The organism is Corynebacterium sp. KPL1986, assembly GCF_000477975.1.
Lineage (GTDB): Bacteria > Actinomycetota > Actinomycetes > Mycobacteriales > Mycobacteriaceae > Corynebacterium > Corynebacterium accolens.
This window is the reverse complement of the sequence record NZ_KI515719.1, coordinates 635,519-648,515: the sequence shown is the minus strand read 5'-3', so window position 1 is coordinate 648,515 and position 12,997 is coordinate 635,519. Positions and strand designations below refer to the sequence as shown.

The following is a 12,997-nucleotide window of genomic DNA, read 5'->3' as shown; positions in this document are numbered from 1 at the left end:
CATTGGCAGATCCAACCACCTATCGCCCCGCCCCAGGAACCATTCCGACGGAGCCGGGCGTTTATAAGTTCCGCGATGAAAACAAGCGCGTCATCTACGTAGGCAAGGCCAAAAACCTGCGGGCGCGCCTGTCCAATTATTTCCAAGACATCACGCAGCTGCACCCGCGCACGCGGCAAATGGTGTTGACCGCCAGCTCCGTGGAGTGGACGGTTGTTGCCAGCGAAGTTGAAGCCCTGCAGCTGGAATATACCTGGATTAAGCGGTTCGACCCGCACTTCAACGTCATGTACCGCGATGACAAGACGTATCCCATGCTTGCCGTCTCGGTGGGAGAGGTTGTCCCGCGCGCCTTTTTTTACCGCGGCCCCCGGCGTAAGGGGGTGCGCTACTTCGGGCCCTATTCCCATGCATGGGCGGTGCGCGAAAGCCTGGATCTGCTCACCCGCGTCTTTCCCATGCGCACCTGTTCAAAGGGTGTATATAACCGGCATGAGCGGCTGGGGCGGCCGTGCCTTTTGGGCTACATCGGCAAGTGCGATGCGCCCTGCATCGGGCGGGTAAGCAAGGAAGAACACCGCGAGACCGTCAATGAGTTGGTCTCGTTCATGAACGGCAACACGGCGGGAGTTAGGCGCAAGCTGGTCAAGGACATGGAGGCTGCCGCCGAAAACCTGGAATTTGAGCGCGCGGCGCGGCTGCGCGATGACCTTGGGGCCATCGATAAGATTATGGAGCAACAAGCGGTTGTCTTCGCCGATGGCACCGATGCCGATCTGATTGCGTTTAATTCCGATGAATTGGAAGCCGCCGTCCAAATTTTTCACGTGCGCGGCGGCAGGATCCGCGGCCAGCGCGGCTGGGTCGTTGAACGCGCCGGCGACCAGGCAACCTCTGAGCCCATTGAGGAGGGCCAACCCGATCCCGCCTTGCCCGCCTTGGTGCAAAACTTCCTCATCCAGTTTTACTCGGATGCCGTGGAGCGCGAAGAACAAGAAGCCCGTGAGGACGCGGCTTTAGCTGCGGATGTGCCGCGGCGCGGGGTGGACCAGGAATCGCACATGGAACAGCGCCACGTCCACGTCATCCCGCGCGAGATTCTGGTCCAGGCCATGCCGGAGGAGTCCGAACAAGTGGTGTCCCTCTTGGAAGACCTGCGTGGTGCGCGCGTCGATCTGCGCGTTCCCCAACGCGGCGATAAACGCTCCCTTATGGATACCGTGGAGAAGAACGCCAAGGAGCAGCTGCGTCAGCACAAGCTGAAGCGCGTGGGCGACCTCACCGCGCGGTCTGCGGCGCTGCAGGATATCCAGGATGCCTTGGGCATGGACCAAGCACCGCTGCGCATTGAGTGCACCGATATTTCGCATATCCAAGGCACCGATGTCGTCGCCTCGCTGGTGGTTTTTGAAGACGGCATCCCGAAGAAATCCGATTACCGGCGCTACCGCATCAAGGAAGCCGCCGGCGACGGGCATTCCAATGACGTCGGCTCCATTGCAGAAATCACGCGGCGCCGGTTTAAGCGCCACAACCAAGATAAGTTGGCGAACCCGGACGAGGAAAAGGAAGAATCCTCCTTCGCGGAAGAGAAGGTGGCGGAAGAATCCGCCGAGGCAGGCCGCCGCTTTGCCTATCCTCCTCAGTTGTTCATCGTGGACGGCGGCGCGCCCCAGGTGGCTGCGGCGCAAGAGGTATTTGATGAACTGGGCATTGTCGATGTCACCCTCGTGGGGCTGGCCAAGCGCTTGGAAGAAATTTGGGTTCCAGGCGATAATGAACCGGTGATTTTGCCGCGCAATTCCCAGGCCCTGTTCTTGCTGCAGCAGATTCGCGATGAGGCGCACCGCTTTGCCATTACCTACCACCGGCAACAACGGTCTAAGCGCATGCGCTCTTCGGCGCTTGATGCAATTCCTGGTCTCGGTCCGCAGCGCCGGACGGATTTGGTCAAGCACTTTGGCTCCGTCAAAAAGCTCAAGGCTGCTTCGGTGGATGAGATCTGCGAGGTCAACGGCTTCGGGCCGAAGCTGGCCCAGACCGTCTACGATAAGTTGCACGACGCACAGTAAATAAGCAGCCTTCCGGCAGAAGTGTAGAGCGCGAAAACGCTAGACTGGTGTGCATGACGCACTTCGAGACTCCGCCCATCTTGATTACCGGCATGTCCGGCGGCGGGTTGAGTTCCGCCGCCAAGGTTTTTGAGGATAAGGGCTACTACGTGGCGCATAATATCCCGCCGCGCGCCATCGTGGACCTGTGGAAATTGTGCAACCAGGAAGAAACGCCCGTTGAAAAGGTTGCGGCGGTAACGGACGTGCGTTCCCGCATGTTTCCGGGTTCCCTCATGGAAACCATCGATGAGTTAACGGCGCTGGGCATGAAGCCCACCGTGCTCTTCCTCGATGCCCGCGATGATGTGCTCATTCGCCGCTTCGACTCTGTGCGGCGCACCCACCCCTTGCAGGGCGACGATACCTTGAAGGTGGGCATTCAACGCGAACGCCAAGCGGTGGCCGAGATTCGGGATCGCTCCGATATCATCATTGATTCCACGAACCTCTCGATTCATGACTTGCGCCGGGCTATCGAAGCTGCATTTGGCGAATTTCAGAATACGAACCAGCACGTCACGGTGGAATCCTTCGGATTTAAAAACGGTTCCCCGCGCGATGCCGACATCGTTGTCGACGTACGCTTTTTGCCCAATCCCTACTGGATTCCGGAGCTGCGCGGCTGTCGCGGTACCGATGCGCCTGTGGCCGATTATGTCCTGTCGCAACCGGCCGCCCAGAAATTTGTGGATAATTTTGTCGCCATGTTTTCCACCATGCTCGAGGGATACCGGCACGAGGGCAAGAACTTCATCACCGTGGGCGTCGGCTGTACCGGCGGGCATCACCGCTCGGTGGCGGTAGCTGAGGACATCGCCAAGCGCCTGCGCGCCAATGACACCCTTGACGTCAGCATTTTGCACCGGGATATCGCCCGCAATTAGGGCTGAGGAGCATTAAAAACTGTATGGAACACCCTTCTCATATGGTCTGCCTTGGCGGCGGCCATGGTCTTTATCAAACCCTTTTATCCGCCAGGCGTAGCAATGCAGCGGATATTTCTGCCATCGTGACGGTTGCCGATGATGGCGGATCTTCGGGGCGCCTGCGCCGGGAATTGGATATCATTCCACCCGGTGACCTGCGCATGGCTTTGGCGGCGCTAGCCGATGACAACCGGATAGGCGAGCTGTGGGGCAAGACCCTCCAGCATCGCTTTGGCGGCAATGGCGCTATGGCAGGCCATGCCGTGGGCAACCTCATGATCGCCGGTTTGACCGGGGTTTTGGGCGATTACCAGGCCGCCTTGGACGCGGTGGCGGAGCTTACCCACTCGCACGGGCGGGTCATCCCCGTGGTCCCGCATCCCCTAGAAATTGAGGCCGATGTCTCAGGGCTTGACGATGACCCCCGGGTCATGCGCCAGGTCCGCGGCCAGGTCGCGGTGGCATCGACGCCGGGGCATGTGCGGCGCGTGCGAATCCTGCCTGAAGCCCCACAAGCCAATCCCGCCGCGCTGGAGGCCATTAGACAAGCTGATCTTATTACCATCGGTCCGGGATCCTGGTTTAGCTCCGTGCTGCCACATACGTTGGTGCCAGAGATCGTCCAGGCCATTTCTGAATCCAATGCCTTGCGCGTCGTCATGCTCAACCTGTCGGCCGAACCGGGAGAAACCCAAGGCTTTTCTGCGGAGCGCCACGTGCACGTTCTTGCCCGTCACGCACCGAATTTGCGCATCGATCGCATCGTGGTGGATGCGGCAGCGCTGCCGAATGAGAGCGAACGGGTTTATGTGCAGCGCGCCGCGCAAGCCTTGGGGGCGCGCGCGGTATTTGCGGATGTCAGCATTCAGGATGACAATGGACAGCGATTGATGAAACACGATCCAGACAAACTTTCTTCTGTCATCGTGGATCTTTATAACGAGTACCGGCGGGCCTAATTAAAATCAGGCCAGCCAGTCCTCAATGCGCGGGGCACGGTAAAATAAGAAAATTCAGTTTCCCACGCAGTAGTTGGTGTGCGTGGGGCCGTGCATTGCACAAGCGTCATTCGTGACTGTGACAGAGAAATGGGGCGAACTAGGTGACCACACCGTTGACCGAACAGGTCAAAGAAGAACTAGCGGCGGTAGGCGTAACCCGTCAGTCCGCGCGCGCAGCGGAGCTCGCATCGATTCTGCGCTTTGCCGGAGAGGTAGACGTCTCTGGGGACAGCATGGCCTATGAGCTCGAGCTCGATAACCAGGCTATTGCGCAACGCATCCTTGTGGCTTTGGACGAGCTCTACGGGATCGAAGCGGAAAGCCATGTTGTTGGCCCTGCGGGGACGGCGAAGAAATCCCGCGTCATCGTGCGCATCACCACAGGGGCGAAGGAGCTTACCCGCCGCTTGGGCCTGATCACCCGTTCCGGTCACGCCGTGGTGGGGCTTCCCCCGCAGGTCATTTCCGGCACGGTGGCAGATAGCGAGGCCGCGTGGAGGGGTGCCTTCCTTGCCCACGGCAGCCTGACGGAACCAGGGCGTTCTTCGGCGCTGGAAGTAACCTGCCCCTGCCAAGAGGCCGCGTTGGCACTCGTGGGCTGCGCGCGGCGCCTGGGGATATCCGCGAAGACTAAAGAGACCCGCGGCGAGGATCGGGTGGTTGTCCGCGACGGCGATGCCATTGGCGCGCTGCTGACCCGCATGGGCGCTCAGGTGACCCGCTTGTCTTGGGAAAAGAAGCGGGTAAAGCGCGAAGCGCACGATACATCGCGCCGGTTGGATAACTTTGATGATGCCAACCTGCGCCGCTCGGCGCGGGCCGCCGTGACCGCTGCGGCGCGCGTGGATCGGGCGATGGAAATCTTGGGCGATGACGTTCCTGAGCACCTGGCCGATGCCGGCCGCCTGCGCGTGCAGCACCGCGAGGCCTCGTTGGAGGAGCTCGGCCGGCTGGCGGATCCGCCCATGACCAAGGATGCGGTAGCCGGGCGCATTCGGCGCCTATTGTCCATGGCGGATAAGCGGGCCGAAGAACTGGATATCCCCGATACTAACGAGTCCATCTCGGACGATCTTTTTGGTGACTCTTAGGCGCTGGGCACGATTGGCTCCGGCTCTTTGAACTACGAAAGGCGGGAAGGAGACAGCACTGAGGTGCTTGTCCTTCCCGCCTTGTGTTGTGCCGCGGCCCAGCACCGAGGATGATTTGGTGCTAGGCGGGGCAGGGGCTTAAAGCCGGTGGCGGCCTAAGCTTTATGGGACCGCCTTATGGGACCAAGAAGCCCAAGACGTTGGTCATCAAGAAGACGATGACACAGACAACGGCCAAGAACGCGATGGAGTAGCCCACGACGTTCTTCAAGATGACGGATTCCTTGCCCTCCATGGATACGGCGGTTGCCGCAATGGCCAGGGACTGTGGCGAAATCATCTTACCCACAACACCACCGGCGGTATTGGCGGCTAGCATGAGGTCAGGGTTGACGCCAATGCGGTCAGCGGCGGCGACCTGGAGGTTGCCAAAGAGCGCGTTCGCGGAGGTATCGGAGCCGGTCACCGCGGTACCGATCCAGCCCAGCACGGGAGCGAAGAGAGCGAAGATGGAACCGGCGGAAGATACGAATTCACCGATGGCGATGGTCTGACCCGAGTAGTTCATCGTGTAGGCCAAAGCGAGGACCAAGACAATGGTCAGTCCGGAGAACTTCATGCGGTTGGCAACTTCACCAAAAGCTTGCACGGGTTGGGCGAAGCTGAGCTTGTAGCGGCCGTTTTCGTTGCAGAAGTGATAAACAATGGCCACGATAATGCCGGAGAGTAAGAGCAAGGTACCGGGGTTGCCAAAGACATTGAAGCTAAAGCTGGTGTCCATGGCCTCGCCGTTGGTGCCGATGACGGTGCCATCCAGCAGCGGCCACGCGAACTTCAGCTTCCAGAAGCCGAAGATCGCCGGTGCTGCGGTCGCGATGGCAAATACGGCGGTAACGACGGCGTAGGGCAGCAGGGCCATCCAGATGCGGCGGCCATTGAGGTCGGTCGACGTTTCTGCGGCGGGCAGCTCCATGCGCTCGCGCAGCTGCGCGACGCCGCGTGGCTTCCATACGCGGAGGAAGATGAAGGCGGCACCCAGGGAGACGATGCAGGCAATAACGTTGGTGAGCTGGTAAGCAAAGAAGGTGGCGGTCAGCCACTGTGCGGCGGCAAAGGAAATGCCGATGACCGCGGCGGCGGGCGCCGTTTCCTTCACGCCGCGCATGCCGTCCAGGATGAATGCGATGAGGAACGGAACAATCGCGGCAATGACCAAGACCTGCAGGGCGATAAGGCCGGCGATATCTTGGGTTTGCTCGGCGGTACGTCCGCCAACCTCACCGGCGGTGGTGACCGGAATACCAACCGCGCCGAATGCCACCGGAGCGGTATTGGCAATAAGAACGACCGTCGCAGCGCGCAGCGGCTTGACGCCGAGCGCCATAATCATGGTGGCGGTGATGGCCACCGGGGCGCCGAAACCCGCAAGGGCTTCAAGGAGGCCACCGAAACAGAAGGCGATGAGCATCGACTGGATGCGGATATCGCCATCGCCTAAGAGGTCGAAGGTCTTACGCAAATCTTCGAAGCGGCCCGAGGCGACCGTGATTTCGTAAAACCAAATCGCCGTAATAATGACCCAAACAATGGGCAGGAGGCCGAAGAGCCCACCGCGGACCGCGGAGGACAGTGCCATATCCACGGGCATCGAAAAGGCAACTATGGCCAGGATGATGGAGGTCGCAAGGGCAACGGCTCCTGAAGTATGTGCACGGGCTTTAAAGCCCATCAACATAATGAAGAAAGCCACGAGGGGGAGAATTGCCACGAGCGCGGTGAGCCCAAGACTGTCTCCCACAACAGAGGTATTTATCTCAAACATTGAGTATCCTCGATTCTAACGGGGGTACTATCGCAGGCGCATTCGGTCTGCGGGGGACTTAAATTAGTTGCCCACGCGTTTCAGGCGAGAGCTAGCGCCGAGCGAATGCCCGAGTGCTACCTGGAACACAGTGAGTTAGCGTAAGCATATCGCGTCATAAACGCGGTCGTGTGATTTGGCCCAAGTTAATTTATGTCACCGTCTCTGTGGGGAGTCAGTGTGCGAGCAGGCAGCGGAATACTCCGTACAGTGATATATCACACATTAACGGTGTAAAGTCCACAAGAACCAACTTAAACGGGCTTGAACTGCCGGATAATTTGGGAGAAACAAAACTACTCGGGAAGATTGTACGCCTAGATCGGAAAACTTTCAGATACTTTTCTGGCAGCCTTGCAGCCCACTGCACGCGTTATAAAGGCTCTGTAGTATTGCGGTTGTTGGGCAAAGCCTCGGGCACCTTACTCACCCAGAGCAGTAAAGTACTCGAAGGACCCGCGGTAGGCCCATAGAAATTATTACTCGACTTTTTGAGGAGATTTACAGTGACTACCCGCGTAGGCATTAACGGCTTTGGCCGCATTGGTCGTAACTTCTTCCACGCAGTTAACCGGACCGACAACGACCTTGAGATCGTTGCCGTCAACGACCTGACCGATAACCAGACTCTCTCTAACCTGTTGAAGTACGACTCTGTACTGGGTCGCTTCGACGGCGAGATTACCTACGACGATGACTCTATCACCGTCAACGGCAACCGCATCCAGGTCTTCAACGAGAAGGACCCGAAGAACCTGAAGTGGGGCGAGCTGGACGTGGACCTCGTTATCGAGTCCACCGGCCTGTTCACCAACGGCAACGACGCAAAGGCTCACATTGAGGCCGGCGCCAAGAAGGTCATCATCTCTGCTCCTGGTAAGGAAGTCGACGCAACCTTCGTCTACGGTGTTAACTCCGACACTTACGACCCAGCTAACCACGACGTTATTTCCGCAGCTTCCTGCACCACCAACTGCCTGGCTCCTATGGCCAAGGTTTTGAATGATAAGTTCGGTGTGGAAAAGGGCCTGATGACCACCGTTCACGCTTATACCGGTGACCAGCGCCTGCAGGACGCTCCTCACAAGGACCTGCGCCGCGCCCGCGCCGCAGCGGTCAACCTGGTTCCTACCTCCACCGGTGCAGCTAAGGCCGTCTCCTTGGTCCTGCCTGAGCTGGAAGGCAAGCTGGACGGCTACGCAATGCGCGTTCCGGTCATCACCGGTTCCGCAACGGACCTGACCTTCACCGCTTCCCGCGACGTCACCGTTGAGGAGATCAACGCCGCACTCAAGGAAGCAGCTGAAGGCGAGCTGAAGGACACCCTCGCATACACCGAGTATCCCCTGGTTTCCACCGACATCGTCACCTCCCCGCACGGCTGCATCTTCGATGCCGGCATGACCAAGGTCTCCAACGGCAACCTGGTCAAGGTGCTGGGTTGGTACGACAACGAGTGGGGCTACACCTCCCAGCTCGTCCGTATGACCAACCTGGTTGCAGAAAAGCTCTAAAGTTCTAATACAGAGCAGCCCTTAATGCGATACCGGCCACAACGAACGCCCCTGACGGCACGACGTTGTGGCCGGTATCCTTTTATGTAGGAACCTCAACTGCAGAGTTCACTTTAAAAGGAGTAACACATGGCTTTTAAGACCCTAGATAACCTGCTAGAAGAAGGCGTAGAGGACCGCCACATTCTGGTTCGTTCTGACTTCAACGTGCCGCTGGATGATGATGGAAATATCACCGATCCCGGCCGCATTACCGCATCTCTTCCCACCATCAAGGCTCTTGTCGATGGCGGCGCGAAGGTCATCCTTTCCGCACACCTCGGCCGCCCCAAGGGTGAGGTAAATTCCAAGTACTCCCTGGCTCCGGTCGCAGAAGCGCTGTCTGAGGCCCTAGGCCAGTACGTTGCCTTGGCCAACGACGTCACCGGCGAAGACGCCCACGAGCGCGCCAACGGACTAAACAGCGGCGATGTCATGCTGGTAGAAAATGTCCGCTTTGACCCACGCGAGACCTCTAAGGATGAGGCAGGGCGCGGCGAATTCGCCGACGAGCTCGTCGCCCTGGCTGCCGATAACGGCGCCTTCGTCTCCGACGGCTTCGGCGTTGTTCACCGCGCACAGACGTCTGTGTATGACGTCGCCAAGCGCCTGCCCGCCTACGCCGGCAAGCTGGTGGAAAAGGAATTGGACGTATTGTCCACTGTGGCCAAGGATCCAGCGCTCCCTTACGTCGTCGTTCTGGGCGGCGCAAAGGTTTCCGACAAGCTCGGCGTTATCGAAGCCCTTGCCGGAAAGGCCGACAAGATCATCATCGGCGGTGGCATGTGCTACACCCTTCTGGCCGCTAAGGGCTACAACGTTCAGGAGTCTTTGCTGCAAGAGGACCAGATCGAAAACTGCAAGAGCCTGCTGGAGCGCTTCGGCGACAAGATCGTCCTTCCGGTAGACCTCACCGCCGCCAGCGAGTTCGCCGCAGACGCTGAGACCAAGGTTGTTGAGCTCGATGGCATCCCTGAGGGCTGGATGTCCCTGGACATCGGACCCAAGTCCATCGAGGAATTCGCCGACGTACTGGCAGATTCCAAGACCGTATTCTGGAACGGCCCCATGGGCGTATTCGAAATGGAAGCCTTCTCCAAGGGCACCGCTGGGGTGGCGCAGGCGATTATCGATGCCACCTCCTCCAACGGTTCCTTCTCCGTCGTCGGCGGCGGCGACTCCGCAGCCTCCGTGCGCACCTTGGGCCTCGACGAGGATGGCTTCAGCCACATCTCCACCGGCGGCGGCGCATCCCTTGAATACCTCGAGGGCAAGGAGCTGCCGGGCGTTTCCGTGCTCGAGGCATAAACCGCCTAAAACAGCTAAATACAGGCGTACACAGAAAGGATTAATTATGGCACGTACACCACTTATTGCTGGCAACTGGAAGATGAACCTCGATCACATCGAGGCCATCGGTTCCGTTCAAAAGTTTGCCTTCTCCCTGCCGGAGGATTACTACGACAAGGTCGATGTAGCCTACATGGTTCCATTTACCGATATCCGCACCATTCAGACCCTCGTTGAGGGCGATAAGCTGAAGATCACCTACGGTGCGCAGGATATCTCCAAGCACGAATCCGGCGCCTACACCGGTGAGGTATCCGGTCAGATGCTGAGCAAACTGGGCTGCAGCTGGGCAGTCGTCGGCCACTCCGAGCGCCGCGAATACCACGGCGAAACTGACCAGCTGGTCGCTGAGAAGGCCGCAGCGGCCCTGGAGAATGGCATCAGCCCCATCGTCTGCGTGGGCGAGCCACTCGATGTGCGCGAAGCCGGCACCCACGTTGACTACGTGGTGAACCAAACCCGCGATTCCCTGCAGGGACTTAGCGCCGAGCAGCTATCCAAGACGGTTATCGCCTACGAGCCCGTGTGGGCCATCGGCACCGGCAAGGTTGCCTCCGCCGATGACGCGCAGGAAGTGTGCGCCGCCATCCGCGGCCTGGTCAAGGAACTCGCGGGCGACGAGGTCGCCGAGGGCATCCGCATCCTGTACGGCGGTTCCGTGAAGGTCGATTCCGTTGCTGATATCGTCAGCAAGCCCGACGTAGACGGCGGCCTTATCGGTGGTGCTTCCTTGGTAGGAGAGGACTTTGCCAAGTTGGCTGCCAATGCCGCTAATGCCGTTAGTTAACATGCGTTAACAACCATCACAAGGTGACTTGTGTGCCGCGGGTTGGGGTGAGCCCCGCCCGCGGCATGGTGTACAGTAGGCCCTTGTGATTGCTTTGCGTAGGCAAAGCAGGTAAGTACTTCGCGCCGGTGGCTAGCGTGACTTTCGGTAGTTCATCGAAGGTGCCACTGGGCGCACGTTGAGAAAAGGAAGAACCTCATGGTCTTAGCACTGGAAATCATTTTGCTAATTTCAGCTATTTTGATGTCCATCTTTGTGCTTTTACACAAGGGCAAAGGCGGCGGCCTGTCTAGCCTTTTCGGCGGCGGTGTGCAATCGAACCTGTCCGGTTCGACCGTGGTGGAAAAGAACCTGGACCGCTATACCGTCGTCATGGTGATTATCTGGTTGGCCTGCATCGTTGGCCTTAACCTTATCCAGGCCTACGCTTCCTAGGAAGCACGCAGCAGGCCCCCGCTAACCACTAGCGGCGGCCAACCGCGCAAAACAGCGCCGGTACTTCAGTCCCATAACCCTTCGTAGAGAAGGGAAAGGACCGAGGTACCGGCGCTGCTGGCTTTACAGCTCCTGGGCGGCATCGTCTGCAAGGAAGAGGATCGTTTCCTTCGTCCCTTGTGCACCAGCGGCCGGGCACTCTTCAGCGTCGACGCCGCCCACGATGCTTTTTGCGGCAGCGGCCTTTTCCTCCCCGGCGACCAAGAGCCAGACGCGCTCAGACCTATTGACCGCAGGTAACGTCAGGGTGATGCGCTCGCTGGGTGGCTTCGGCGAATCGTGTACCGGTACCGCTAGTTCTTTCTGCTCACGGACGGCAGGAGAGTGGGGGAACATGGAGTTAATGTGGCCTTCTGCGCCCATACCCAAAAGGTGGAGGTCGAAGCCTAAAGGCGCGAAGTCCTTTAACTCTGGCTCGTAGGCATTGGCGGCCGCCTCCATGGAGACCGCACCGAGGTCGAAACCGTGGATATTCTGATCTGGGATATCCACGTGATCGAGCAGCGCGGAACGCGCTTGGCCTTCATTGGAATCTGGGTCGCTGACCGGAACATTGCGCTCATCGCCAAAGAAGATGTGCACGCGGGACCAATCGATGCGCAAGGCGGGGTAGTTCTCGCCTTGCTGCTGTGCGGCGAAGTCCAAGCGCGCGAGCTCGTGCAGCAGCCCAATTCCTGCGCCCCCGCCAGTTAGTACGACTCTTGCCACGCCGTCACCATGGAGGCCACCATTGCCGGCCTGAATACCGGCGATGGTTTCAATGAATTTGAGTGCGGCTTGGGATATAAGGTCATCTACATCGCTGACGCGGTGAAGCGTTACCATTCGGTATCAGAATCCTTTGCAAAGAATCGGTATGAGCAAGTGCGCTATTAAAGCTTACTGTAGTCTACTTCTCCCAGAGCACGCAGCGCCTGAGCATAAGTTTTATCGGCGTCGAGGTGCCGCAATTCCTCCGAGAGGATTTCGGTTTGCGTGCGCGGGCTCAAGCTGACCAGTGAGTCTGGCGTGCCAGGCACGCGCACCCGCACGGTGCGCTCGTCCACGACATCCACATCCACGTGGGTCGTCTCCCGGTTAAAGCGCAGGTGGGTAACCGGGAAATAGTCACTATTGGTTTCCTCGGCCATGCGCTGTACTGGGACGCTCAGGCGGTCAAGCAGCCACCCCGCAGCGAAGTTAGGTGCCGGATGCCCGGCGGGGCCGGCGACCTCTACCGATTGCACCTTTTCATGGGGATGATGGTCGAGCGCCGATGCGACGACGCCGCGCCACAAGGTGATGGAGGCCCAGGACATATCGGAATCGCCGGGGGAGTAGCCATGAGAAAGCGCGCGCAGATCCTGCTCACCCACGGTGCCTTTATGGGCCACATTCGTGATGCGACGCTGCGCCAACTTGCCCACGGGGCTTTCCGAGGGCACCTGCGGGCACACGTTGGGCCACCACGCAACCAGCGGGGTATCCGGCAGCAGGAGCGGGGTCAGCACGGACTCGGCTTGATCCGCGAGTGCCCCGTGCAATTGCATGACTACGGTTTCGGACGCACCGGCCTCACCACCGACGCGGAGCTGGGCATCGAGCTGGGTCTCGGACTTCGGGTCGCCCGGAACCACGACGAGCACGCGGGAGGGATGCTCATGAGAGGCATCGCGCACAGAGGCAAGGATCTGTTCCAGATCGTCGCCTTCTTGTGCCTCCACGATCAGGGTGAGCACCCGGCCGGTGGTGCGGGTGTAGTGCTCCTGGGCATCGACAAGCTTCTTGGCAATTTCACCGGTGGTGGTATTAGGCAATGGAATAATCATTGACTACGTCC

The 12,997-nt window shown here is 59.3% G+C and carries 11 protein-coding genes; 8 read left to right on the top strand and 3 right to left on the bottom strand.

Annotated elements, in window-relative coordinates; genetic code table 11:
- Nucleotides 1-2: 2 nt before the first annotated feature.
- From uvrC to whiA, 4 genes are all read left to right on the top strand, one after another.
- Nucleotides 3-2,072 carry an excinuclease ABC subunit UvrC gene (gene uvrC / locus HMPREF1287_RS02990; RefSeq protein WP_005283100.1) on the top strand — a complete coding sequence of 690 codons (2,070 nt, stop codon included), beginning with the start codon at nucleotides 3-5 and terminating at the stop codon, nucleotides 2,070-2,072.
- A gap of 44 nt (nucleotides 2,073-2,116) precedes the next feature.
- Nucleotides 2,117-2,998: an RNase adapter RapZ gene (gene rapZ / locus HMPREF1287_RS02985; RefSeq protein ID WP_198010380.1), complete on the top strand. Its 882-nt coding sequence runs from the start codon at nucleotides 2,117-2,119 to the stop codon at nucleotides 2,996-2,998.
- Nucleotides 2,999-3,021: 23 nt separating this feature from the next.
- Complete coding sequence (gene yvcK, locus HMPREF1287_RS02980) at nucleotides 3,022-3,999, top strand: uridine diphosphate-N-acetylglucosamine-binding protein YvcK (RefSeq protein ID WP_023017457.1); 978 nt, start codon at nucleotides 3,022-3,024, stop codon at nucleotides 3,997-3,999.
- Nucleotides 4,000-4,154: 155 nt separating this feature from the next.
- Nucleotides 4,155-5,132, top strand: coding sequence for a DNA-binding protein WhiA (gene whiA / locus HMPREF1287_RS02975; protein ID WP_005279109.1), 978 nt, complete (start codon nucleotides 4,155-4,157; stop codon nucleotides 5,130-5,132).
- A 175-nt stretch (nucleotides 5,133-5,307) separates the two neighbouring features.
- Here whiA and HMPREF1287_RS02970 read toward each other — a convergent pair whose 3' ends face one another.
- On the bottom strand, nucleotides 5,308-6,954 hold the full coding sequence (locus HMPREF1287_RS02970; protein WP_005279111.1) for an L-lactate permease: 1,647 nt from the start codon (nucleotides 6,952-6,954) through the stop codon (nucleotides 5,308-5,310).
- Nucleotides 6,955-7,499: 545 nt separating this feature from the next.
- Between HMPREF1287_RS02970 and gap the strand changes: the two genes are divergently transcribed.
- The 4 genes from gap to secG all read left to right on the top strand — a co-directional run bounded on the left by gap (nucleotide 7,500) and on the right by secG (nucleotide 11,118).
- Nucleotides 7,500-8,507: a type I glyceraldehyde-3-phosphate dehydrogenase gene (gap, locus tag HMPREF1287_RS02965; RefSeq protein ID WP_023017459.1), complete on the top strand. Its 1,008-nt coding sequence runs from the start codon at nucleotides 7,500-7,502 to the stop codon at nucleotides 8,505-8,507.
- 129 nt (nucleotides 8,508-8,636) lie between these two features.
- Nucleotides 8,637-9,854: a phosphoglycerate kinase gene (pgk, locus tag HMPREF1287_RS02960; protein ID WP_023017460.1), complete on the top strand. Its 1,218-nt coding sequence runs from the start codon at nucleotides 8,637-8,639 to the stop codon at nucleotides 9,852-9,854.
- A gap of 46 nt (nucleotides 9,855-9,900) precedes the next feature.
- Complete coding sequence (gene tpiA, locus HMPREF1287_RS02955) at nucleotides 9,901-10,683, top strand: triose-phosphate isomerase (protein ID WP_005283078.1); 783 nt, start codon at nucleotides 9,901-9,903, stop codon at nucleotides 10,681-10,683.
- A gap of 198 nt (nucleotides 10,684-10,881) precedes the next feature.
- Nucleotides 10,882-11,118, top strand: coding sequence for a preprotein translocase subunit SecG (gene secG, locus HMPREF1287_RS02950; protein WP_005279116.1), 237 nt, complete (start codon nucleotides 10,882-10,884; stop codon nucleotides 11,116-11,118).
- A gap of 123 nt (nucleotides 11,119-11,241) precedes the next feature.
- On the opposite strand, the gene pgl is transcribed toward secG, so the two are convergent.
- Both pgl and HMPREF1287_RS02940 read right to left on the bottom strand, forming a co-directional pair.
- On the bottom strand, nucleotides 11,242-12,003 hold the full coding sequence (pgl, locus tag HMPREF1287_RS02945; protein ID WP_023017461.1) for a 6-phosphogluconolactonase: 762 nt from the start codon (nucleotides 12,001-12,003) through the stop codon (nucleotides 11,242-11,244).
- 47 nt (nucleotides 12,004-12,050) lie between these two features.
- Nucleotides 12,051-12,986: a glucose-6-phosphate dehydrogenase assembly protein OpcA gene (locus tag HMPREF1287_RS02940; RefSeq protein WP_023017462.1), complete on the bottom strand. Its 936-nt coding sequence runs from the start codon at nucleotides 12,984-12,986 to the stop codon at nucleotides 12,051-12,053.
- Nucleotides 12,987-12,997 lie beyond the last annotated feature (11 nt).